Here is a 21,500-nt window from a genome sequence, read left to right on the forward strand (position 1 = left end):
TAGCTCGAACCGTGCCGATCGTGGCCGCTCACCGTTGATCGATGACGACGTCACCGGTAAGGAACTCGACAGGATCACCCGCGCTGAACTGCGGTACCTGGACGAGAAGAACAACGAGTGGGTTTCCAAGCACCTGGTTATGGCCGGCCGATTGATCGACTACGATCCGGAACTCGCCTACGACCACGCCTTGGCTGCTAGCCGGCGCGGTGGACGAGTTGCAGTGGTGCGCGAGGCCGTCGGCCTGACCGCCTACGCCGCCGGTGAGTACGCCGATGCACTTCGTGAATTCCGTACCCACCGCCGAATCAGCGGGTCCAACATGCACCTTCCGGTGATTGCAGACTGCGAACGCGGTTTGGGACGCTCCGAAAAGGCACTGGAAACCGCCCACGGCGAAGACGCACAGACGCTGGACACCGCGGGCAAGGTCGAAATGGCCATTGTCGCATCGGGTGCCCAAGTTGACCTTGGCAACCTCGAGGCAGCAGTCACCGAGCTGGAGATCCCGCAGCTGGACCTGAACCGTGCGTTCTCCTTCAGCCCGCGACTTTTTACCGCTTACGCCAATGCGCTGGAAGCGGTTGGCCGTGACCAGGAAGCACTGATCTGGCGTGACCAGATCACCGTTGCTGAGAGCGCACTGGGCGTTGGAGAGTTCGAAGAACCGGAAATCATCGACTTCGGCGAGGACGACGAGGAACCTGCGCGCAAGCCGCGTGCCCGCGATTTCGTTCCTGCCGAGCCGGCTCCGGCCACCGATTCCGAGGAAGCCGCCGCTGGCGACGTCGTTGAAAACGGTTCGGTCGAGGACGACAAGCTGGAATCCGTGGTTGCCGGCGAATCCGCCGACGCCGAGGAGAACCCGGAAATCGACGAGGCCGAGGACTTCTCGGCCGCCGACGTTGAATTCGGTGATGGTGCTTCTCCTGAAATCGACGCCGAAGAAGAGCGCTAGGCGGGACGCAACACCATGTTGATCTCCGGGTTCGACGCCGTCCTGACCGATCTCGACGGTGTTGTTTACGCGGGGGCCGGGGCGATCGAGGGAGCGGTAGAATCCCTCGATCGCCTGGCCGGCCTCGGCGTTTCATTGGCGTATGTCACCAACAACGCCTCGCGTTCCCCGGAGGTCGTCGCAGGGCACCTGCGTGCGCTAGGGGTCCCTGCCCGGTCCGACCAGGTTTTCGACTCGGCCAGTGCAGGAGCTGACCTGCTGGCCAAGCTGGTAGAGATAGGGTCTGTGGTTCTGGTCGTGGGAAGCGCCTACCTGCGCGAATGCGTCACAGCACGTGGCATGGTGCTGGCTTTGAGCGAACATGAACGGATCGATGCCGTGATCCAGGGCTTTGATCCGACCTTGGGATGGAAGGACCTGGCAGCGGCCGCGTTCGCCATCAACAAGGGTGCCCTCTGGGTAGCCACCAATACCGATCTGACCATTCCCCGCGCCGAGGGCATCGCCCCGGGCAACGGTTCGCTGGTTGCCGCAGTCACCAATGCCACGGGCATCAACCCCCATGTGGCGGGCAAGCCGCAGCCGCTGCTGTTCCAACGCGCCGCTGAGCGTTTTGAATCGGCTCACCCCCTGGTCATCGGGGACAGGCTCGACACGGACATCCTCGGTGGTAACCAGGCCGGCTTCAAGACAGCAGTGGTGCTCACCGGGGTAGAAACCACCGCATCCCTGCTCGCTGCCAGGACTGCCGAACGACCTGACTTCATCCTGCGCGATCTCACTGAGCTCTATGACGCCTATCCGGTCCTGGAAGCCACAGGTTACGGGATCCGTTGCGGAAGTGCCATTGCATCGGTGCGAGACGGAAGAATCAGCGTAACTGGCCGCCGCGAAGACCTCGACGCGTGGCGGGCGGCCTGCGAGGCATGGTGGTTGGCGCACCCCCATGTCGAAAGCACCACGAATCCGGAGATCGAATTCATCAGGGGTTGCCCCCCCCCTACGCACTGCCAGCAACAACAACCGAACACATTCGCCTTGGAGGCCAGGTGCAGCCCACCGACAGTTCCCGCCCAGTTCCGGGCCCCCGCCCACCGGCAACCCCGGAACCGCTTCCGATGGACCCCGCCGGCGCGGTGGACCTGGAGGTCCTTGAAGCTCTGCTCGGCCTGCCTGTTGCCGGCCACCTGCCGGTCTACGAGGAATTACATGAACGGCTGATGTCGGCGCTGGACGAGAACGTGGAGCTGGGACTGTGAGCCGGCTCGACCAGGAACTAGTGGGCCGCGGCCTGGCCCGCTCACGTACCCACGCCGCCAGCCTCATCGCCGACGGCCGCGTTCTCCTGGACGGCGTCACTGCGGTCAAAGCGGCCAAATCAACGACCTCCGATACTGTACTCGTCGTGCTGGGCGCAGAAACAGAGGAATACGTCAGCCGTGCCGGCCATAAGCTTGCCGGTGCCCTGGACGTCTTCACCGAGGTCCTCGTCGTTTCACGGCGCTGTCTGGATGCCGGGGCCTCCACCGGAGGATTCACCGACGTGCTCCTGCGCCGTGGAGCGGACGTCGTCGAGGCGGTAGACGTCGGACACGACCAGATGGTCGCGCAGCTGCGTGCCGACCCGCGCGTTCATGTGCACGAGGGTGTCAACGTGCGGTATCTGGAGCCCGAGTCCATCGGCGGCCAAGTGGATCTGGTCGTCGCCGACCTGTCCTTCATCTCGTTGACCAAGGTCATTGGCCCCTTGGCCGCGGCGACCCGTCCCGGCGGGGAACTGGTGCTCATGATCAAGCCGCAATTCGAGGTCGGACGTGACAACCTCGCCCGCACTGGAGTGGTGACAAGCCCGATAATGCGCCGCCGGGCGGTGGAACTGGTGCTGAAGGGTGCCTTCGGAGCCGGACTGGAAACCCGCGGCCTGGCCCGCAGCCCACTTCCCGGGCAAGACGGAAACGTCGAGTTCTTCTTGTGGCTGCGCCGCCCGCTGGAGACCGAAAGCTTTTACCCGGATGCCCGCGCCGCAACAGACGCCGCGTCCTGGGTTGACTATTCTTGAACCCGGAAGGCGCCGCCATGTGGCAGGGCGCCCTTCCGCTCCCGCCGATGGAAGGAACGCTTTGAGAAGGATCCTGGTCCTTACCCACACCGGACGGACAGATGCACTGCTTGCCGCATTGGATACCTGCAACAGGTTGCGTGAAGCCGGGCTGATTCCCGTAATGCGCCGGCTCGAGGTGCAGAACCTGCGCAATACCGCCGAGGGCGAGCACCTCCAGGTGGAGATCCTCGACGAGGACGTGAGCCTGGACGGCATCGACCTGGGCATGGTCCTCGGAGGCGACGGCACCGTCTTGCGCGCGGCCGAACTTGTTCGAAATTCCAGCGTCCCGCTGCTCGGCGTGAACCTCGGCCATGTCGGCTTCCTGGCCGAGAGCGAACGCGCCGACCTGGACCAGACCGTCGAATGGGTGGTGAACCGGCACTACACCGTCGAGGAGCGCATGACCATCGACGTACAGGTCTGGCTGGGCAACAAGCGCATCGCCCACACCTGGGCGCTGAATGAGGCGGCCATCGAAAAGGCGAACCGCGAACGCATGATCGAGGTCGTGATGGAGGTCGACGGGCGTCCGATCAGCACCTTCGGCTGCGACGGCGTGGTCATGGCGACGCCTACCGGCTCCACCGCCTACGCCTTTTCCGCCGGGGGACCGGTGGTCTGGCCCGAGGTCGAGGCGCTGATCATGGTCCCGATCAGCGCGCACGCGCTCTTCGCCAAGCCACTGGTGGTGGCGCCCACCTCGCGCTTGGCACTCGAACTGCTCACCCGCACGGACGCGAAGGCGGTGCTCTGGTGTGATGGACGCCGGACCGTCGAGCTGCCGCCGGGAGCGCGAGTGGAAATCACCCGCTCTAACAAGTCGGTGCGCCTGGCACGGGTCAACCAGACGCCGTTCAGCGAACGTCTCGTGAACAAGTTCGAACTGCCGATCCAAGGCTGGCGCGGACCCGTTCTGCCCAAGGACCGGGAAACGGCTACCACGGCGTTGCCGATCATCACGCCACCACTGCAGGTCATCGAGCCACGGCACCACGCGCCGAAGCCGCCTGTAGAGCACCTGCGTCATGAGCAGGCCAACCCGAACGAGGAAGGTCAGGGACAATGATCCAGGAAATCAGGATCAGCGACCTCGGTGTCATCACGCGGGCCACGCTGCCGCTGGGCCCGGGGCTGAGCGTCGTCACCGGAGAAACCGGTGCCGGCAAGACCATGGTTGTCACCGCGCTGGGATTGCTCCTGGGACGCCGTGCCGATGCCGGAGCCGTTCGCCGCGGAGCCAAGCAAGCGGTGGCAGAGGCCACCGTGCTGCTGCCCGCCGACAGCCCGGTGCTCACGCGGGCCGAAGAAGCCGGAGCCATCATCGAACGCCTCGAGGACGGGGCCGAGCTGATGCTCACCCGCATCCTCAGCGCCGAGGGACGCAGCCGGGCAGTCGTGGGCGGTCGCGGTGCCCCCGTGGGACTCTTGGTTGAGCTGGGGGAGGACCTGGTGGCAGTGCACGGCCAGACCGACCAGCTGCGGTTGAAGGAAACCTCTGCCCAGCGTGCCTCGCTGGACAAATTCGGAGGCCCCAAGCTGGCCGCCGCGCTACGCGCCCATTCCGACTGTTTCGACCGCTGGGCAGCAGTGCGCAAGGAACTCGAGAACCTTCTCACCGCCTCGCGGGACAGGTTGCGCGAAGCGGAGGGCCTGCAGGCTGCGCTGGAGGAAATCGATGCCGCGGAGCCGCAGCCAGCCGAGGACGAAACCCTGAAAGCCGAGGCGCAGAAACTCTCCAACGTCGAGGGACTGCGTTCGGCCGCCGCGCTGGCGCACGACGCGCTGGCAGGGGAGGAATACGACGCCGGACCGACGGTGGTGGCACTCGTTGAGACGGCCCGCCGCGCCCTCGAACACGTGCAGAACGACGATCCGGAGCTCAAGTCGCTGGCGGACCGGCTCGGCGAGATCGGCTTCTTGGTGTCCGACGTGTCCACCGAACTGGCAAGCTACGGTTCGGACCTCGACACCGAGGGCCCCGAACGCCTGGCGGCCATCGAGGAACGCAGAGCCGATCTGAACCGTTTGATCCGCAAGTACGCTCCGAGCATCGACGAGGTCTTGGCCTGGGCTGAAAATGCCCGGGCCCGGCTCGAGGAACTCGAGGGCGATGACGGGCGGATCGAATCGCTCCAGGCGGAGTCGCTGAAGCTGCAGGCCGAACTCGAGGTGCTCGGGGCCAAGCTGACCAAGCTGCGCACTGCCGCGGGGACGGACTTGGCCAAACGCGTCACGGCGGAACTCGCGGCGCTGGCAATGCCGGACGCCAAGTTCGTCGTGGAACTGAGCCCGCTTGCCGAACCGGCGCGGCATGGCCGTGACGGCATCGCCCTGCTGCTGCAGCCACACGCCGGTGCGGCACCGCGGCCGCTGGGCAAGGGAGCCTCCGGAGGCGAGCTATCTCGCGTCATGCTCGCCCTCGAGGTGGTCCTTGCCGCGGTGGACCCGGTTCCGACCTTTGTCTTCGACGAGGTGGACGCCGGCGTCGGCGGTAAGGCGGCAGTTGAGATCGGCAAGCGCTTGGCCATGCTGGCCCGCCACGTCCAGGTGATTGTCGTCACTCACCTGCCCCAGGTGGCTGCCTATGCAGACCGGCATATCAGGGTGATCAAGAACTCGGATGCCACCGCCGCGGACGGTGCTGGCTTCACCGCCAGTGACGTCGTGTTGCTGGATGAGGGCCAGCGGGTGCGCGAATTAGCGCGGATGCTCGCGGGCCAAGAGGAATCCGGGACGGCGCAGGCCCACGCCGAGGAGCTGCTGGCGGATGCCCAGAAACTCGTCGCCTCGTTGAGCTAGATAAGTTTTCCATCCGACCCTGCGGCCAACCTGTAGAGTCGTTTCAAAATGTCCATTGTCCAAATGGTGATAGGATCGAACCCCGTGGTGCAGCGTAATCTTTCCCCCGAGTCCAGGTCGTCCAAGACGACAAAGCAGATCTTCGTCACCGGTGGCGTCGCCTCGTCCTTGGGTAAGGGGCTGACGGCTTCAAGCCTCGGTCACTTGCTTCGAGCCCGTGGCCTCTCAGTCACGATGCAGAAGCTCGACCCCTACCTCAATGTCGATCCCGGCACGATGAACCCGTTCCAGCATGGCGAAGTGTTCGTCACCGACGATGGTTCGGAAACCGACCTAGACATCGGACACTACGAGCGTTTCCTCGATGAGAACCTCGATGGGTCCGCCAACGTGACCACCGGCCAGGTCTACTCGACAGTCATCGAAAAGGAACGCCGCGGCGATTACCTCGGTGACACCGTCCAGGTCATTCCCCACATCACCGACGAAATCAAGCGCCGTATGCGCCTGCCTTCCGAGTCCAAGAAGGCACCTGATGTCATCATCACCGAAATCGGTGGCACCGTCGGGGACATCGAGTCCCAGCCGTTCCTGGAAGCCGCACGCCAGGTGCGCCAGGATATCGGCCGTGCAAACGTCTTCTTCGCCCACGTATCGCTGGTTCCGTACATCGGCCCGAGCCATGAGCTGAAGACCAAGCCGACCCAGCACTCAGTCGCCGCGTTGCGCTCCATCGGTATCCAGCCCGATGCCCTCGTGATCCGTTCGGACCGCGAGATCCCGCCGGAAATGCGCGTCAAGCTCGGCAAGACCTGCGACGTTGACCCGGAAGCGGTCATCAACTGCGCCGATGCCGCGAGCATCTATGACATCCCGGTGGTCATCCACTCCCAGGGCCTGGACGCATACATCGTCCAGCACCTCGGGTTGAAGTTCAAGGATGTGAACTGGTCGAAGTGGAACAAGCTGCTTGACGCCGTCCATAACCCGAAGCACCACGTGGAAATCGCGCTGGTTGGTAAGTACATCGATCTTCCCGACGCCTACCTTTCGGTCACCGAGGCGCTTCGTGCCGGAGGCTTCGCCAACAAGACCAAAGTCCAGATCCGCTGGGTCGCCTCCGACGATTGCTCCAGCCCGGAAGGCGCCGCCAAGGCACTGGCCGGAGTGGACGCCATCTGCGTGCCCGGCGGCTTCGGCATCCGCGGCCTGGACGGCAAGCTCGGTGCGTTGAAATTCGCTCGCGAGAACAAGCTGCCGACCCTGGGCCTGTGCCTGGGCCTTCAGTCGATGGTCATCGAATACGCCCGCAACGTGCTTGGCCTGGTCGGCGCCTCATCCACCGAGTTCGAGGCGGATACCAAGTACCCGGTCATCGCCACGATGGAAGAGCAGCTGGCCATCGTTGACGGCAAGGGCGATCTGGGCGGCACCATGCGCCTGGGACTCTACGACGCTACCCTGCTCGAAGGCTCGGTCACCGCTGAAACCTACGGCAAGACTGAAGTCGCTGAGCGCCACCGGCACCGCTACGAGGTCAACAACGCGTACCGCGAACAGCTGTCCGAGAAGGGCCTGGTCTTCTCCGGCACTTCCCCGGACGGCAAGCTGGTCGAGTTTGTTGAGCTGCCCGCCGCAGTCCACCCGTTCTACGTCTCCACGCAGGCGCACCCGGAACTGAGCTCGCGCCCGACCCGTCCGCACCCGTTGTTCGCGGGCCTGGTCAAGGCTGCACTGGCCCACCAGAAGGGCGAAACCGTCCCCGCAAAGGCCGGTAAGTAACGATGTATCCGCATGATGGCGGGGAACTGGCCGATGGGCTTAGTCCCCGCCGTCTGCTTTCTTCCACCCCGGTCTACGAAGGCCGCATCTGGAACGTGGTGCAGGACCGCTTCGTCTTCGACGAGGCCACCGAACCGCTGACCCGCGACTATATCGCCCACCCGGGTGCCGTTGCCGTGGTGGTGTTGGACGACGAGGACCGGGTGCTGCTGTTGAACCAGTACCGCCACCCGGTGGGGATGACCCTCTGGGAGATTCCCGCCGGGCTCATGGACGTTGCCGGTGAGCCGGCCCAGGCCGGGGCGGCCCGCGAACTTGCCGAGGAAGCCGACCTTGAAGCAGCTGAATGGTCGGTGCTGGTCGATATGTTCAACTCCCCGGGTTCATCCTCCGAGGCGCTGCGGATCTTCCTGGCCCGCAAGCCGTCGAAGATCCCGGCGGAACTGCGCCATGTGCGCACCGAGGAGGAAGCCGACATGCCGGTGGCCTGGGTGCCGCTGGATGAGGCAGTCACCGCAGTGCTGCGCGGACGGATCCACAACCCCTCGGCGGTTGCGGGCATCCTGGCTTGTGCCGCCGCGCGGAACAACGGCTATGTCGACCTCTCACCGGCCGATGCGCCGTGGGAGGCCCATCCCGGGCTGCGTTCGGCGCCCGCCGGACCGAAGGCCCCGTGACGCCCGACCATGGATGAAATACTGGCCACCCCGGTGGCCCACGGGAACACCGGCGGGATTCCCGGGGGTGTTCCCGCAGCCCCGGCGGCACCGGCCAATCCGCTGCAGCGGCACCTCGACGCCTACCTGCAACACCTCGGTGTGGAACGCGGTATGGCCCGCAACACCGTTTCTGCCTACCGCCGGGACCTGTTGCGCTTCGCCGCGTTCCTGGCCTCGCAGGGCGTCACGGCTCCGGGGCAGGTCCAACTCCGGCACCTGACCGGTTTCGCGCAGGCGGTACGCGACGGCGCCGACGGCGGCTCGGTGCTCAGTGCCCGCTCGGCCGCCCGAACCATCGTCGCGGTACGCGGCCTGCACCGCTTCTGGGAGCTCGAGGGCACCACCGTTGACAACCCCGCGGTCGACCTCCACCCGCCGCAGCCCGGCAAGCGCCTGCCCAAGGCGATCAGCGTCGCCGAGGTCACCGCGATCCTCGAATCGATCAACACCGAGACCGAGGCGGGCCAGCGCGATCGTGCCCTGCTCGAATTCCTCTATTCCACCGGCGCCCGCATTTCCGAGGCCGTCGGCCTGGACGTCGATGACCTGCACCTGGAACGGGTCTCCGACGGACCGGCAGTGGTACGGCTCTTCGGCAAGGGCTCCAAGGAACGCATCGTCCCGCTGGGCTCCTATGCCGCAAACGCGCTTGACGCCTATCTGGTGCGTGGACGCCCCGCGCTGGTGGCCAAGGGCACCGGAACCCCGGCGTTGTTCCTGAACCTGCGCGGAGGACGGCTCAGCCGGCAATCGGCCTGGACCGTGCTCACCACGGCAGCCAAACGCGCCGGAATCGAAAAGGACGTTTCACCGCATACGTTGCGCCACTCCTTCGCCACCCACCTGCTCGAGGGCGGGGCGGACGTCCGCGTGGTCCAGGAGCTGCTGGGCCACGCCTCCGTCACCACCACACAGGTCTACACGCTGGTCACGGCCGATACGCTGCGTGAGATCTATGCCGCGGCGCATCCCCGCGCCCACGCCTGAGCCAAGGAGGAGCACGATGCCGAAGCGGGAACATCCAGTGAATGTGGTGCTGTGCCTGCCCGTCCGCGGCGCGGGAACAGGTGCCGAGGTCCTGCTGGGGCTCAAACGCCATGGCTTCGGCGCCGGTAAGGTGGTCGCCCCGGGAGGCAAGATCGAACCGGGGGAGGCCCCCGCCGATGCCGCAACGCGCGAACTCCGCGAGGAGACAGGGTTGGGCGCCCTTCCCGACTCGCTGGAACCCGCTGCCCGGGTGCTCTTCCGTTTTCCCGCAGCCCCGGCGGCCGACATGGACTGCACGGTGTTCCTGACCCGGGTGTTCACCGGTCATGCGGTACCGACAGATGAACTGCTTCCGGAATGGCACCCGGTTTCCGCGCCGCCCTACCCGCGCATGTGGGACGACTCGGCATATTGGTTGGGCCTGCTGCTCGACGGTCGGCGCTTCGACGCCCGGATCGTGCTGGCTGAGAACAACCAAGCGGTGGCACGGTTCGACCTGGTCGACTGGATGAACGAAAAGATTCCGTCCCATCCCGCAACCGCAACTGCATTCCCGGACATTACCTAGATATACGGGCACGCAGAACCACGTGCCATGAAGGGGGACATGGTCGAGGAAGCACGCACCGCATCGGCCGTGGAGCAATTGCACCGGCTGCATGCCGGCCGCGTCTACGGCTACGCCTATCGGCGGGTCCGGGACATCGAGCTTGCCCGGCAGGTCACCAATGACGTGTTCCGGATCGCCTGGCAACGAGAGCTGGAACCGGGCCCCGAGGCGCTGCCCTGGTTGCTGGTCACGGCCCGCAACCTGGTGGCCAACGAGGTGCGTGCCCTGGGCCGGGAGGCGAAGCTGAGGCTCAAACTCGCGGCCGAACACATGGCAGCGGGCCGTGCCTCGGATGCAGATGCCTCAGCGGCGGTTCACGAGGTCCTTGGCTCGATGCGGCCCAAGGACCGCGAGGTCCTGATGCTCGCGTACTGGGACGACATGGACATGGCCCAGATGGCGGCCCTGCTTGAATGCTCGGTGGAGTCCGCCAAGTCCCGGCTGTTCCGTGCGCGCAAGGCCTTCGGCCGCTTGGCACCAACGACGTTGTTGAAGGGTGGGAGCAAATAATGGATGACATTGAACGCCTCATGAGATCGGCCGATCCGGCTGCCGAGAGTGGTGGGCCCGGGCCGCTGCGCCTGGAGGCCCCGGTCCCGGTCTTCACCCAGGCCCGGAACCCGGGTGACCAGGAACATGCGCCGCGCAAGCCACGGGCACAACGCAATGGCTGGCGCTTTGCCCTGGCCGGTACCGTCGTGGCAGCCGTCGCCGTCGGGGCCATCGCGCTCTCGTCGCCGCTGAACGGGCCGCCACCGAATCCCGGACCTGCAGCACCGGTTGTCCCGGAGCCGGAGAATCCCTCGCAGAGCGCCTCCGCCGAGCGTCCACCGCTGGGACCGAACGGCAGCGGTCTGCCCCATGGGCTGGTCCCGGCCTACCCGGGGGTGGAGTTCGACGACTCGGCCGCCTGCATGGCCCTGGATCCGGCCAAGGTCAGGGTCACTCGGTTGGACGGCAGCACCGTTGTGCTGCCCGGTGAGGCGGTGGACCACCCGGTGGTCGGCTGTGCGGATGACAAGGCCACGTTCATGGTCTCCGACCAGGGCGGCACCCATGCGGCAGACCCCGGTATCCCACCCGGCGTGCTCCTGGCCACCTGGCAGGACAAGGCCTGGAGCATCGACGCGGCAGCGGCCCACGGTTTCGATGACGGCCCCTTGCTGACCTGGCCGCAACTTCGGGCCAGGACCCTGGCCGGAGGCCCCGATGCCCAAACGCTGATGAAGGAACAGCTGCGGGGAATGGGGTTGAAGCCATCCGCTACCGCACGGCTGATGGGCCCGGACACGGCGTCCTGGATGGTGAAGGCCAAGCCGCTGGAATTCATCACCAGCGGCACCGGCGCGCTGGAGATCACCTACCCGCTATACGCGGGATCGGATTCCTGGATGTGGGAGGAGATCAGCACCGACGCCTCCGGTGCCCCCGGGGACATGAAGGTGGAGCTCGGTGAATCTGCTTTGCACACGATGCGGATGTTCGACGCCGCGGGCAAGCAGGTCTTTGCCTTCGCCAGCCGCGAGCCCGGGATGCTTCAGCCGGTAACCTGCCAGGACCCCGAAGCCAGCTACCGGCTGGAGGGGGTCTCGCCCAGCGCCACTGTCGTGGATGGCGGAGCGCTGGAGCTGGCACTGATCACGGTCACGGGTTCCAACGGCGTGGTGTTCCCGGAGCTGGGATCAAGCGTGGGGCTCTTCCCCGCTGATACCCCGGCCACCGGCAGGTACTGCGACCTGCCACGGGAGGTCCCCTTCAACGGGCGGATGCTCGAGGCGGGACGCTGGATGGCTCCGATGGCGTTCAAGGACGAGGCGGAACGCAAGGCTTACCTCGAATCAACCGAATACAGGATGGCGGTCACTGTGGCCTCGAAGCTGGTGCTCAGTCCGATGTGATCCATCGGCGGCTTCGCAAAAACAGGCCGTATTGTCTCCTGGTTTCCCGGGTGACAATACGGCCTGTTTCACTGTGGGTGGCGTGGCTAGAGTGCGCGCTGCTCCGGGCCGTTGTAGGCCGAGAGCGGGCGGATCAGCGCATTTGCCGCACGCTGTTCCATGATGTGTGCGGTCCAGCCGGTGATGCGCGAGGCGATGAACAGCGGCGTGAACATCTGCGTGTCGAAGCCCATCAGGTGGTACGTCGGTCCGGCCGGGTAGTCGAGGTTCGGCTTGATCGCCTTTGCCTCGTTCATTGCGGCCTCCAGCCCGTCGTAGAGCCCGAGCATCTCGGCGCGGTCGTAGTGCTCGATCATCTTGTCCAGCGCGGCCTTCATGGTCGGGACCCGGGAGTCGCCGTTCTTGTAGACGCGGTGGCCGAAGCCCATGACCTTCTTCTTGGCGGCCAGCGCGGCCTCCATCCAGGTCTTGGCCCGGGCGGCGGCATCCTCGCGGGATTCGGCCTTGTCGATGCCGATCTCCTCGAAGGTATGCATCACCGCCTCGTTGGCCCCGCCGTGAAGTGGACCCTTGAGCGCACCGATCGCGCCGGTAACTGCCGAGTGCAGGTCCGAGAGCGTGGAGGTGATCACGCGGGCGGTGAACGTGGAGGCGTTGAACGAGTGCTCAGCGTAGAGCACCATCGAGATGCGGAACGCGTCGACGACCTCGGGCGCAGCCTCCTCGCCGAAGGTCATCCAGAGGAAGTTCTGCGAGTAGTCAAGATCCGCACGCGGTTCGATGACGCCCAGGCCACGGCGGCGGCGCTGGTCGTAGGCCACGATGGCGGGGAAGGCGGCCAACAGGTCCTTGGCCTTGGCCAGCTCGGCCTCCGGAGACGAGTCCTCGGCCAAGGGGTGGTTGGCACCCATGACGGAGACCGCGGTGCGGCCCACGTCCATCGGGTGGCAGGTTGTCGGCAGCAGGTCGATGGCCGCCTTCACGTTAGGGACCAGTGCACGGCCTGCACGCTCGAGTGCCACGAAGTCGGCCAGTTCCCCGGCGGAGGGCAGTTCACCGTTCCACAGCAGCAGCGCCACTTCCTCGAAGCTCTTGGAGGCGGCCAGGTCCTGGACCGGGTAGCCGCGGTAGAGCAGCGAGTTCGTGTCCGGATTGACTTTCGAGACGGCCGTGTAGTCCACGACGACCCCGGCCAGGCCCTTCTTGATATCCGTTTCAGTCATCAGGTCGCGCTCCCTCTACAGGTTCGAGTTGTTGCTGTCGATGTCCAGGTCCGGGACCTGGAAGTTGAAGATCCCGGTGTCGAAGCGGTTGTACGCCTCGTAGTCCACCAGTTCGTACAGTCTGGCACGGGTGAGCATCCGATTCACCTGTGTTTCCTGAGTTCCATCTTCGGCTATCGCGTCAAGCACCCGTTCGGCCGCTCCCATGGCGCTGCGCAGCAGCGTCACCGGGTAGATCACCATGGCTACCCCGGCTTCGGCCAGCTGGCGTCGGGTGAACAGCTCGGACTTGCCGAACTCGGTCATGTTCGCCAGCACCGGCACGTCCACCGCGTTGCAGACGGCCTCGAACTCCGCGACGTCCTTCAGGGCCTCGGGGAAGATCGAGTCGGCACCGGCGTCGACCAGTGCCTTGGCCCGGTTGATCGCGACATCCAGCCCATCCACCGCGCGCACGTCGGTGCGGGCCATGATCAGGAAGTTCGGGTCCCTGCGGGCATCGGCCGCGGCTGCGATGCGCTTGACCATGGTGTCCAGGTCAACCACGTTCTTGCCATCCAGGTGGCCGCAGCGCTTCGGATTGAACTGGTCCTCGATGTGGCAGCCGGCCAACCCGGCGTTCTCCAGTTCCTGGATGGTGCGGGCCACGTTCATCGGCTCGCCGAACCCGGTGTCGGCATCGACGATCGACGGCAGGTCGGTCATCCGGGCGATCTGCCCGGCACGCAGGGCCACCTCCGTGAGCGTGGTCAGCCCGATGTCGGGCAGACCCAGGTCGTTGGCCAGGACCGCACCGGAGATGTACACCCCGTCGAAGCCCTTTTCGCCGATCAGCCGCGCCGAGAGCGGGTTGAAGGCACCCGGGAACTGGCGTGCGGTGCCGGGCATCAGCAGCTCGCGCAGCGTGGCACGCTTCTGTTCGGGAGTGACCTTTGAGTACAGCATTTAAAACAGTCCCTTGGGTGCCGCGGCAAGGTCGATGACGCCCGGGGCTGCGATGATGTTCAGCTGGTCCAGTTCACCCGCTGCCAGGTTCGGCAGGTTCTCGGCCGCAGCGATGAAGCGCTCGATCTCCTCGTCGGTGACCAGGCCCGCGGCCAGGGTGCGGAACTTGTTGATGTACTGCTCGCGGGCGAACGGCCTGGCACCCAGCGGGTGCGCGTCTGCGACGGCGATCGAATCGGTGATGAGCGTGCCGTCAACCAGCGTGATGACCACGGTGCCGCCGAAGGCCTTCTCGGCGATGTCCAGCGAGTGGTAGCGCCGGGTCCATTCGGCGTCCTCCTCGGTGGTGACCTTGTTCCACAGTTCGACCGTGTCGGGGCGGTTGGCGCGTTCGGGGGAGTAGGAGTCCACGTGGTGCCAGGAGCCGTCCTGCAGGGCGACGGTGAAGATGTACGGGATCGAGTGGTCAAGCGTCTCGCGCGAGGCGCTCGGGTCGTACTTCTGCGGGTCGTTTGCCCCGGAGCCGATCACGTAGTGGGTGTGGTGACTGGTCTGGATCAGCACCGAAGCGACGTTCTTCGCCTCGGTGGCTTCCGGGTGTTCGCGGTTCAGCTTGCGGGCCAGGTCGATCCAGGCCTGCGCCTGGTACTCGGCCGAGTGCTCCTTGGTGTAGGTGTCCAGGATGGCGCGCTTTGCCTCGCCGGCGGCGGGGAGCGGTACCGTGTAGGCGGCGTCCTTGCCATCGAGCATCCAGGCAATGACCCCGTCCTCACCCTCGTAGATCGGAACCGGTGAGGTCTGCCCACGCATGGCACGGTCCGCCGCCTCGACGGCCATCTTCCCGGCAAACGCCGGTGCGTGGGCCTTCCAGGTGGAGATCTCGCCCTTGCGCGACTGGCGCGTGGCGGTGGTGGTGTGCAGGCCCTGGCCGACGGCCTGGAAGATGGTCTCCACGTCGAGGCCCAGCAGGGTGCCGATGCCGGCGGAGGCCGACGGACCCAGGTGCGCCACGTGGTCTATCTTGTGCTTGTGCAGGCAGATGGCCTTGACCAGGTCGACCTGGATCTCGTAGCCGGTGGCGATGCCGCGGAGCAGGTCCGCACCGGAGGCGCCGGTGTGCTGGGCGACGGCGAGGATCGGCGGGATGTTATCGCCCGGGTGGGAGTAATCGGCGGCGAGGAAGGTGTCGTGGTAGTCGAGTTCGCGCACCGCCACGCCGTTGGCCCAGGCAGCCCATTCGGGGGAGACCTTTTCGGTGATGCCGAAGACCGAGGCGCCGGTGCCGCCGGTGGACGGGGCGTGGGACAGTGCCTGGGCGCGGGCGGCGATGATCGGTCCGCGGTTCAGCGAGGCGATGGCCACCGCGGCGTTGTCGATGACGCGGTTGATGATCATCTCGGTGACCTCGGGGTCCACCGCCACCGGGTCGGCCGCCACGACGGCGATCTTGTGGGCCAGCTGGTCCTCGCGGGCCAGGTTTTCTTCGCTGCGGTAAACGCGTACTGGGTGGTTGATCATGTCGTTTCCTCTCGGGTTCCTGCGTGGTTCTTTATGTGTTCAAGGCTGTGGTGCAGATGCAGCAGGGTTGCCGCGGCGGCAAGCTCCGGGTTCCTGGCTGCGATGGCCGAGGCGATCTGCGCATGTTCCCCGGCCGAAGTGCGCAGCCGTTCGGGGTCGTCCTGCGCCAAGCGGCGCACGCGGGCCAGGTGCACACGCAGCGAGCGCAGCGACTGCTCCAGGTAGGGGTTGCCGGTGGCGTGATCTATGGCCCCGTCCAGATCGGCTGCCAGCTGGTAGTAGTCATTGCTGTTTCCTGCGCCGGATAGTGCTGCAGCCCGGGTAAAGCGTTCGGCCAGGTCGGTGAATTCGCCAGTGTCCCCGGTGGCCGCGGCCGTGCGGGCGGCTTCGATCTCCAGGGCGCGGCGCAATTGGAACAGGTGGTCGATGTGCTCCAGCGAGACATCCGAGACGACCACGCCGCGTCCCCGTTGCTGGACGGCGAGCCCGTCGGAGACCAGCCGGGCGAGCGCTTCGCGCAGCGGGGTACGGGAAACGCCGAGGCGTTCGGCCTGGTCGACCTCGCCCAGCACGGCCCCGGGAGCCAGGCGCCATTCGACGATGTCGCGGCGGAGCTCCGTGTAGGCCTTCTCGCTTGCTCTCATGGCCTCATTGTATACACAGATGTTCAGATGCGGGTCAGTCGTCTCGATATCTCGGTATTTCAGCGCAAACGAACAGCTGAATGTATACACAACCATTGTTTTCGCTTGACCCGAACCGTAGACTTCCGGGCAAGCACATCCACAGCAAAGGAAGCCCGACATGAGCCGTTCCCATAGCGAAACCTACGCCCGCAGCAGTAGCGATCCCGCCGGCTTCTGGCTCGAAGCAGCGGCCGGCATCGACTGGGACACGGTGCCGGAAACAGCGATCGACGACTCGGCCGCCCCGATCTACCGCTGGTACCCCGACGGCATGCTCAACATCTGCCATAACGCGCTGGACCGCCACGTGCAGGCCGGCCGCGGCGATGCAACGGCCCTGGCGTACGACTCGGCGATGCTCGGCATCCGGCACAGCTACAGCTATGCCGAGCTGCTGCACGAGGTGGCCACCTTCGCCGAGGTGCTTGCCGCCCGCGGCATCGGCAAGGGCAACCGGGTGCTGATCTACCTGCCGATGATCCCGCAGGCGGTCATCGCCATGCTCGCCTGCGCCCGCATCGGTGCCGTGCACTCGGTGGTCTTCGGTGGCTTCGCCCCGAAGGAACTGGCGGCCCGCATCGACGACGCGACACCCGCCGCGATCATCACTGCCACCGGCGGCATGGAGCCGGCCCGCCGGGTCGAATACCTGCCCGCTGTCGCCACCGCCCTGGACCTGGCCACGCACCGCGTGCCCGATGTCATCGTCGGACACCGCGACGGCTTCACCCATGCAACGGCCGACTTCGCCGATACTGACACCACCTGGCTGGACTGGGACGCGCTGGTTGCCACTGCCGTTCCCGCGGCTGCCGTTCCGGTGCGCTCCACCGACCCGCTCTACGTGCTCTACACCTCCGGCACCACCGGCTCGCCCAAGGGCGTGGTACGCGATACCGGTTCCTACGCCGTGGCCATGAACTGGTCGATGGAGAACATCTACGGGGTCGGGGCAGGGGACACCATGTTCACCGCCTCCGATGTCGGCTGGGTCGTCGGGCACTCCTATATCGTCTACGGTCCGCTCATTGCCGAGGCTACCACCGTGCTCTATGAGGGCAAACCGGTAGGTACGCCCGATGCCGGCGCTTTCTGGCGCATCATCGAGGACCACAAGGTCGACGTGCTGTTCACCGCTCCCACCGCGCTGCGGGCCATCCGCAAGGCGGACCCGGAGGCGGAGCTGCTGGCAGACCACGTCATCTCCACCCTGCGTGCGCTTTTTGTCGCCGGCGAACGGCTGGACCCGGACGCCTTCACCTGGGCGGGGGAGAAGCTCGGGGTGCCGGTGATCGATAACTGGTGGCAGACCGAGACCGGGTGGCCGATCGCCGCCAACCCGCTGGGCCTTGAACCGCTGCCGATCAAACCCGGTTCGCCCACAGTCCCGGTGCCCGGATTCCGGGTCGCCATCCTCGATGGGTTCGGGACCCCGGTCCCGGCCGGCACGGAGGGCAACATCGGCATCGAACTACCGTTGCCTCCGGGCACGCTGTGTACGCTGTGGGGCAACGACGAGCGTTTCATCTCCACCTACCTCGAGCAGTTCCCCGGCTACTACGCCACCGGGGATTCGGGATACCTGGACCATGACGGCTACCTGTTCGTGATGGGCCGCACCGATGACGTGATCAACGTGTCCGGGCACCGGATCTCCACCGGCGCACTCGAGCAGGTGCTTTCCAGCCACCGGCACGTCGCCGAATGCGCGGTGATCGGCCTGGCCGACGCGCTCACGGGCCAGCGCCCCAGCGGCTACGTCGTGCTCAAGAGCGGGGCGCAGATCAGCGAGGAAGAGCTGCGCGCCGAGCTGGTGGCGATGGTCAGGGACCAGATCGGTCCGGTGGCGGACTTCCGCGAGGTGCGGGTGGTCGAGGCGCTGCCCAAGACCCGCTCGGGAAAGATCCTGCGCAAGACCATGCGCGAGATAGCCGATGGCCGGCCCTACGTGGTTCCATCGACCATCGAGGACCCGGCAGTGGTCGAGGCGCTGCTGCCGTTCCTGCGCCCGGGGGCCTGAGTGCCGGGGACGGCGCGGTGTTGTGGAACCGGTCCTTCATTGCGCATCTTGAAGGCGATCAGGCCCAGTCGCAGCAGGCCCAGTCGCAGCAGGACCGAGAGGCTTATCGCCGGCAGGGCGTAGAGCACGATCTTGAAGGACGGCGTTGAAGCCGTTCCGTCCGGCAAACCGCGTAGTTCCGCCTGGGTGACCAGGGCCATCGACATGGTGGGCGGCATCGCCAGCCAGGAAACCAGCATGGTGGACTTTCCCGGGATCCCGTTGGCCAGCACCTGGCCCTGCAGAACCGTCGTGGTGATCAAAAACATCATCCACCCCAGGGAGAGAAGCCTGTCGATGCCGAACGCATCGGCTGGGTCGAAGGCCAAGAGCAGCAGTGCGGCATGGGACAGCAACAGCAGGCCGGATTGGATAAGGAATTCCGAGCGGAGGTTCAACTTCATATCCGCTTTCAGCTGGCCTGCCCGGTCTGCGCGGCTAACCCGGTAGTCCATCGATTTACTGTCTGACAAGTGAAAACGTGGTGAAACGAAGAGTCCTTTCGGGTCGGGCATGGCGTGTGAAGTGTGCCGTGTGGGAGGGGCCCGCCGGGAGGAGCAAGCCGACGCGGATGCGCGGTCGGCTCCCAGGGGTCGGGGCTGTGGTCTGACGCGGCTCGTTCAAGCAGCCGCGGGGCCACTTCGGCGGCCTAACATTCCACCTTTAGTACAAGGTAAAGGCTCGCCGTCGACGCGCCAGCGTGCCCCTGATGGACGGCGGCGGACGATAGGCTAAAGGCCGAAGGCCAAGTAGAGACTTATTACAAACGGAAGCGTGGTTTACACCGTGAGCGAGGAACAAGGTTCAAGGACTCGGGCAACAGGATTGCTCAAGGAACCTGCGGCAATGGGGGCGACTGGGCGCCCACTGACGGAGTTCCCCGAACCGGCTCCACTGGAGGGTCATGGCCCGGCGCGGGTCATCGCCATGGTGAACCAGAAGGGCGGGGTTGGCAAGACCACCTCGACCATTAATCTGGCAGCGGCCTTGGCTGAATACGGGCGCAAGGTCCTGCTGGTCGACTTCGACCCGCAGGGTGCACTCAGCGCCGGCTTCGGCACCAACCCGCACGAGCTGGACTGCACGATCTACAACGTGTTAATGGACCGTAAGGTCGATATCCGCGACGCCATCCTGGAAACCGGTATCGAGAACATCGACCTGCTTCCGGCCAACATCGACCTCTCCGCCGCCGAGGTGCAGCTGGTCAACGAGGTCGCCCGCGAGCAGGTGCTCGAGCGCCAGCTGCGTAAGGTAACCGACGACTACGACGTGGTGCTCATCGACTGCCAGCCCTCGCTGGGCCTGCTGACGGTCAATGCGCTTACCGCGGCGCACGGCGTGATCATTCCGCTGACTGCCGAGTTCTTCGCCTTGCGCGCCGTCGCGCTGCTGGTGGAAACCATCGAAAAAGTGCAGGACCGCCTGAACCCGTCGCTGACCATCGACGGCGTCCTGGCAACGATGTACGACGCACGCACCCTGCACGGCCGCGAGGTCATTAGCCGGCTGATCGAGGCCTTCGGAGATACCGTCTTCGAAACGGTGATCAAGCGGACCATCAAGTTCGCCGATGCAAATGTCGCAGCGGAACCGATCACCAGCTACGCCACCAACCACCCTGGTGCCGAGGCCTACCGCAGTCTGGCCAAGGAACTGATCAGCCGCGGCGGCGCCCCGTAATGAAGGCTGCGGCGCCGGATGCCGGGGCCGTTGCCGAAACCGGGACAAAGGACCACGGCAACGGGTTCGAACTGTCACTGGCAAACTTCTCCGGACCCTTCGATCTGTTGCTCGGACTGATTGCCAAGCGTGAACTCGACATCACCGAGATCGCGTTGGCCGAAGTAACCGACGAGTTCATTTCCTACATCAAGGCCTTGCGCGTGGACTCGGGGGACCGGGCACTGGACGAAGCGACCGAGTTCCTTGTCGTCGCCTCCACGCTGCTGGACCTGAAGGCGGCCAGGCTGCTGCCCAACGCGGCGGCCGAGGAAGCGGAGGACTTCGCACTTCTTGAAGCGAGGGACCTGCTTTTCGCACGGCTGCTGCAGTACAAGGCCTTCAAGGAAATTGCGGGCTGGCTGGGAGAGCGCTTCATCGAGGAAGCCGACAGCTTCCCACGACAAGTTGCGCTCGAGCCGGACTTCGCCGCGCTGCTGCCCGACCTGATCTTTAACACCACGGCGGAACAGCTGGCCGAGATGGCCCGCAAGGTCTTCGCCCCGAAACAGGTGGTCCCCACAGAGGTGGCGCTGGACCATCTGCATTCGGCTCCGGTCAGCATCCGCGAGCAGGCCGAGTTGCTCGCCGAGCGGCTGAAGTCCGGGGTCCCGGTGCGGTTCTCGGCGCTCGTGGCCGATGCCGGAAGCCAAACGGTGGTCATTGCCCGTTTCCTGGCACTGCTGGAGCTGTACCGGGAACAGGTCATTTCCTTCCACCAAGAGGCGCCGCTCGGGGAACTCGAAGTGCAGTGGAGAGCCGATGATCCGCACTGGAATGCCGGTACCCTGATTGAAGAATACGAAGCAACGGCCTCGGATGCCGATACCGGATCGGGGCCACGGGAGGACCCACTGTGAGCTCAGGAAACCATCCGGCCCCGAAGCCCGGGAATCGAGCCGAAGTCGATGATTTGCCCGGTGGGCTGGGAGCCGGAATCGAGGCGGTGCTCATGATCACCGATGAACCGGTCACCGCCGGTACCCTTGCCGACGCCTTCGAGGTCGGCGTGGAACGGATCACAGTTGAACTATTGCGGTTGTCCAGTGAGTACAATTGTGTTGATACACCCCGTGGATTCGAGCTGCGGGAGCTTGCCGGGGGTTGGCGACTCTTCTCCCGACGTGATTTTGCTCCCTTTGTCTCCCGTTTCGTCATTGATGGTCAGACCTCCCGTTTGACCCAAGCGGCACTGGAAACACTGGCCGTGATTGCCTACCGGCAACCCGTTTCCCGCGGGCGGATAGCTGCGATCCGGGGGGTAAACGTCGATTCGGTAGTACGCACCCTGACGCAGCGTGGTTTGATCGAAGAAGCGAGCATTGAACCGGAATCCGGGGCGGTGCTCTACCAGACCACATCGTATTTTCTGGAAAGATTGGGTATGGGCAGTGTTTCCGACCTGCCGCGCCTCTCTCCACACCTACCCGGTTTGGAGCATCTCGACGAGTTCGACGTCGACTCCATTTAGACCTGTCTAGCAGTAACAA

The 21,500-nt window shown here is 65.5% G+C and carries 20 protein-coding genes; 15 read left to right on the top strand and 5 right to left on the bottom strand.

What is annotated here, in order from left to right; translation table 11 throughout:
- Window positions 1-34: 34 nt before the first annotated feature.
- The 11 genes from E9229_RS12015 (at window position 35) to E9229_RS12065 (ending at window position 11,857) form a co-directional block, all read left to right on the top strand.
- Window positions 35-958 (top strand): hypothetical protein, encoded by a 924-nt coding sequence (locus tag E9229_RS12015; RefSeq protein WP_183511537.1) that lies wholly within the window; start codon window positions 35-37, stop codon window positions 956-958.
- A 15-nt stretch (window positions 959-973) separates the two neighbouring features.
- Window positions 974-2,179 carry an HAD-IIA family hydrolase gene (locus E9229_RS12020; RefSeq protein ID WP_183511539.1) on the top strand — a complete coding sequence of 402 codons (1,206 nt, stop codon included), beginning with the start codon at window positions 974-976 and terminating at the stop codon, window positions 2,177-2,179.
- Window positions 2,180-2,213: 34 nt separating this feature from the next.
- On the top strand, window positions 2,214-3,017 hold the full coding sequence (locus E9229_RS12025) for a TlyA family RNA methyltransferase (RefSeq protein WP_183511540.1): 804 nt from the start codon (window positions 2,214-2,216) through the stop codon (window positions 3,015-3,017).
- Window positions 3,018-3,078: 61 nt separating this feature from the next.
- Window positions 3,079-4,128 carry an NAD kinase gene (locus E9229_RS12030; RefSeq protein WP_246380481.1) on the top strand — a complete coding sequence of 350 codons (1,050 nt, stop codon included), beginning with the start codon at window positions 3,079-3,081 and terminating at the stop codon, window positions 4,126-4,128.
- Window positions 4,125-5,861 carry a DNA repair protein RecN gene (gene recN, locus E9229_RS12035; protein ID WP_183511542.1) on the top strand — a complete coding sequence of 579 codons (1,737 nt, stop codon included), beginning with the start codon at window positions 4,125-4,127 and terminating at the stop codon, window positions 5,859-5,861. The genes E9229_RS12030 and recN overlap by 4 nt, the downstream gene beginning before the upstream one ends.
- A 66-nt stretch (window positions 5,862-5,927) precedes the next feature.
- Window positions 5,928-7,643 carry a CTP synthase gene (locus E9229_RS12040; RefSeq protein ID WP_312855705.1) on the top strand — a complete coding sequence of 572 codons (1,716 nt, stop codon included), beginning with the start codon at window positions 5,928-5,930 and terminating at the stop codon, window positions 7,641-7,643.
- Between the two features lie 2 nt (window positions 7,644-7,645).
- Window positions 7,646-8,320 (top strand): NUDIX domain-containing protein, encoded by a 675-nt coding sequence (locus E9229_RS12045; protein ID WP_183511545.1) that lies wholly within the window; start codon window positions 7,646-7,648, stop codon window positions 8,318-8,320.
- A gap of 9 nt (window positions 8,321-8,329) precedes the next feature.
- Complete coding sequence (gene xerD / locus E9229_RS12050; RefSeq protein ID WP_183511546.1) at window positions 8,330-9,349, top strand: site-specific tyrosine recombinase XerD; 1,020 nt, start codon at window positions 8,330-8,332, stop codon at window positions 9,347-9,349.
- A gap of 16 nt (window positions 9,350-9,365) precedes the next feature.
- A complete protein-coding gene (locus tag E9229_RS12055; protein WP_183511548.1) occupies window positions 9,366-9,917 on the top strand; it encodes an 8-oxo-dGTP diphosphatase in 552 nt (183 codons plus the stop codon).
- Window positions 9,918-9,944: 27 nt separating this feature from the next.
- Window positions 9,945-10,469, top strand: coding sequence for an RNA polymerase sigma factor (locus E9229_RS12060; RefSeq protein WP_221184446.1), 525 nt, complete (start codon window positions 9,945-9,947; stop codon window positions 10,467-10,469).
- Window positions 10,469-11,857 carry a hypothetical protein gene (locus E9229_RS12065; RefSeq protein ID WP_183511551.1) on the top strand — a complete coding sequence of 463 codons (1,389 nt, stop codon included), beginning with the start codon at window positions 10,469-10,471 and terminating at the stop codon, window positions 11,855-11,857. Before E9229_RS12060 ends, E9229_RS12065 begins: the two co-directional genes overlap by 1 nt.
- 86 nt (window positions 11,858-11,943) lie before the next feature.
- Here E9229_RS12065 and E9229_RS12070 read toward each other — a convergent pair whose 3' ends face one another.
- Genes E9229_RS12070 through E9229_RS12085 form a run of 4 tightly spaced genes read right to left on the bottom strand, consistent with a single transcriptional unit; the run spans window position 11,944 to window position 16,187 of the window.
- Complete coding sequence (locus tag E9229_RS12070) at window positions 11,944-13,080, bottom strand: bifunctional 2-methylcitrate synthase/citrate synthase (protein ID WP_183511552.1); 1,137 nt, start codon at window positions 13,078-13,080, stop codon at window positions 11,944-11,946.
- 15 nt (window positions 13,081-13,095) lie between these two features.
- On the bottom strand, window positions 13,096-14,025 hold the full coding sequence (prpB, locus tag E9229_RS12075; RefSeq protein WP_183511553.1) for a methylisocitrate lyase: 930 nt from the start codon (window positions 14,023-14,025) through the stop codon (window positions 13,096-13,098).
- Window positions 14,026-15,543: an MmgE/PrpD family protein gene (locus E9229_RS12080; protein ID WP_183511554.1), complete on the bottom strand. Its 1,518-nt coding sequence runs from the start codon at window positions 15,541-15,543 to the stop codon at window positions 14,026-14,028.
- On the bottom strand, window positions 15,540-16,187 hold the full coding sequence (locus tag E9229_RS12085) for a GntR family transcriptional regulator (protein ID WP_183511556.1): 648 nt from the start codon (window positions 16,185-16,187) through the stop codon (window positions 15,540-15,542). Before E9229_RS12085 ends, E9229_RS12080 begins: the two co-directional genes overlap by 4 nt.
- A 160-nt stretch (window positions 16,188-16,347) precedes the next feature.
- Between E9229_RS12085 and E9229_RS12090 the strand changes: the two genes are divergently transcribed.
- Window positions 16,348-18,249 carry an AMP-binding protein gene (locus E9229_RS12090; protein WP_183511557.1) on the top strand — a complete coding sequence of 634 codons (1,902 nt, stop codon included), beginning with the start codon at window positions 16,348-16,350 and terminating at the stop codon, window positions 18,247-18,249.
- On the opposite strand, the gene E9229_RS12095 is transcribed toward E9229_RS12090, so the two are convergent.
- Window positions 18,174-18,692: a hypothetical protein gene (locus E9229_RS12095; protein ID WP_183511558.1), complete on the bottom strand. Its 519-nt coding sequence runs from the start codon at window positions 18,690-18,692 to the stop codon at window positions 18,174-18,176. The two genes, E9229_RS12090 and E9229_RS12095, sit on opposite strands and share 76 nt — an antisense overlap.
- A 382-nt stretch (window positions 18,693-19,074) precedes the next feature.
- Between E9229_RS12095 and E9229_RS12100 the strand changes: the two genes are divergently transcribed.
- The 3 genes from E9229_RS12100 (at window position 19,075) to scpB (ending at window position 21,481) form a co-directional block, all read left to right on the top strand.
- Complete coding sequence (locus E9229_RS12100; RefSeq protein ID WP_183511559.1) at window positions 19,075-19,971, top strand: ParA family protein; 897 nt, start codon at window positions 19,075-19,077, stop codon at window positions 19,969-19,971.
- Window positions 19,971-20,870 (top strand): segregation and condensation protein A, encoded by a 900-nt coding sequence (locus E9229_RS12105; RefSeq protein ID WP_183511560.1) that lies wholly within the window; start codon window positions 19,971-19,973, stop codon window positions 20,868-20,870. The genes E9229_RS12100 and E9229_RS12105 overlap by 1 nt, the downstream gene beginning before the upstream one ends.
- A gap of 92 nt (window positions 20,871-20,962) precedes the next feature.
- Window positions 20,963-21,481: an SMC-Scp complex subunit ScpB gene (gene scpB, locus E9229_RS12110; protein WP_183511562.1), complete on the top strand. Its 519-nt coding sequence runs from the start codon at window positions 20,963-20,965 to the stop codon at window positions 21,479-21,481.
- The last annotated feature ends 19 nt before the right edge of the window (window positions 21,482-21,500 follow it).

The sequence above is a fragment of the Paeniglutamicibacter cryotolerans genome (assembly GCF_014190875.1).
GTDB lineage: Bacteria > Actinomycetota > Actinomycetes > Actinomycetales > Micrococcaceae > Paeniglutamicibacter > Paeniglutamicibacter cryotolerans.

Excerpts from the sequence above, each read along its gene's own strand:
- E9229_RS12020 (WP_183511539.1), top strand. The coding sequence starts at position 974 with ATGTTGATCTCCGGGTTCGACGCCGTCCTGACCGATCTCGACGGTGTT.
- recN (WP_183511542.1), top strand. The coding sequence starts at position 4,125 with ATGATCCAGGAAATCAGGATCAGCGACCTCGGTGTCATCACGCGGGCC.
- E9229_RS12045 (WP_183511545.1), top strand. The coding sequence starts at position 7,646 with ATGTATCCGCATGATGGCGGGGAACTGGCCGATGGGCTTAGTCCCCGC.
- xerD (WP_183511546.1), top strand. The coding sequence starts at position 8,330 with ATGGATGAAATACTGGCCACCCCGGTGGCCCACGGGAACACCGGCGGG.
- E9229_RS12055 (WP_183511548.1), top strand. The coding sequence starts at position 9,366 with ATGCCGAAGCGGGAACATCCAGTGAATGTGGTGCTGTGCCTGCCCGTC.
- E9229_RS12060 (WP_221184446.1), top strand. The coding sequence starts at position 9,945 with ATGAAGGGGGACATGGTCGAGGAAGCACGCACCGCATCGGCCGTGGAG.
- E9229_RS12065 (WP_183511551.1), top strand. The coding sequence starts at position 10,469 with ATGGATGACATTGAACGCCTCATGAGATCGGCCGATCCGGCTGCCGAG.
- E9229_RS12070 (WP_183511552.1), bottom strand. The coding sequence starts at position 13,080 with ATGACTGAAACGGATATCAAGAAGGGCCTGGCCGGGGTCGTCGTGGAC.
- prpB (WP_183511553.1), bottom strand. The coding sequence starts at position 14,025 with ATGCTGTACTCAAAGGTCACTCCCGAACAGAAGCGTGCCACGCTGCGC.
- E9229_RS12080 (WP_183511554.1), bottom strand. The coding sequence starts at position 15,543 with ATGATCAACCACCCAGTACGCGTTTACCGCAGCGAAGAAAACCTGGCC.
- E9229_RS12085 (WP_183511556.1), bottom strand. The coding sequence starts at position 16,187 with ATGAGAGCAAGCGAGAAGGCCTACACGGAGCTCCGCCGCGACATCGTC.
- E9229_RS12090 (WP_183511557.1), top strand. The coding sequence starts at position 16,348 with ATGAGCCGTTCCCATAGCGAAACCTACGCCCGCAGCAGTAGCGATCCC.
- E9229_RS12095 (WP_183511558.1), bottom strand. The coding sequence starts at position 18,692 with ATGAAGTTGAACCTCCGCTCGGAATTCCTTATCCAATCCGGCCTGCTG.
- E9229_RS12105 (WP_183511560.1), top strand. The coding sequence starts at position 19,971 with ATGAAGGCTGCGGCGCCGGATGCCGGGGCCGTTGCCGAAACCGGGACA.
- scpB (WP_183511562.1), top strand. The coding sequence starts at position 20,963 with ATGATCACCGATGAACCGGTCACCGCCGGTACCCTTGCCGACGCCTTC.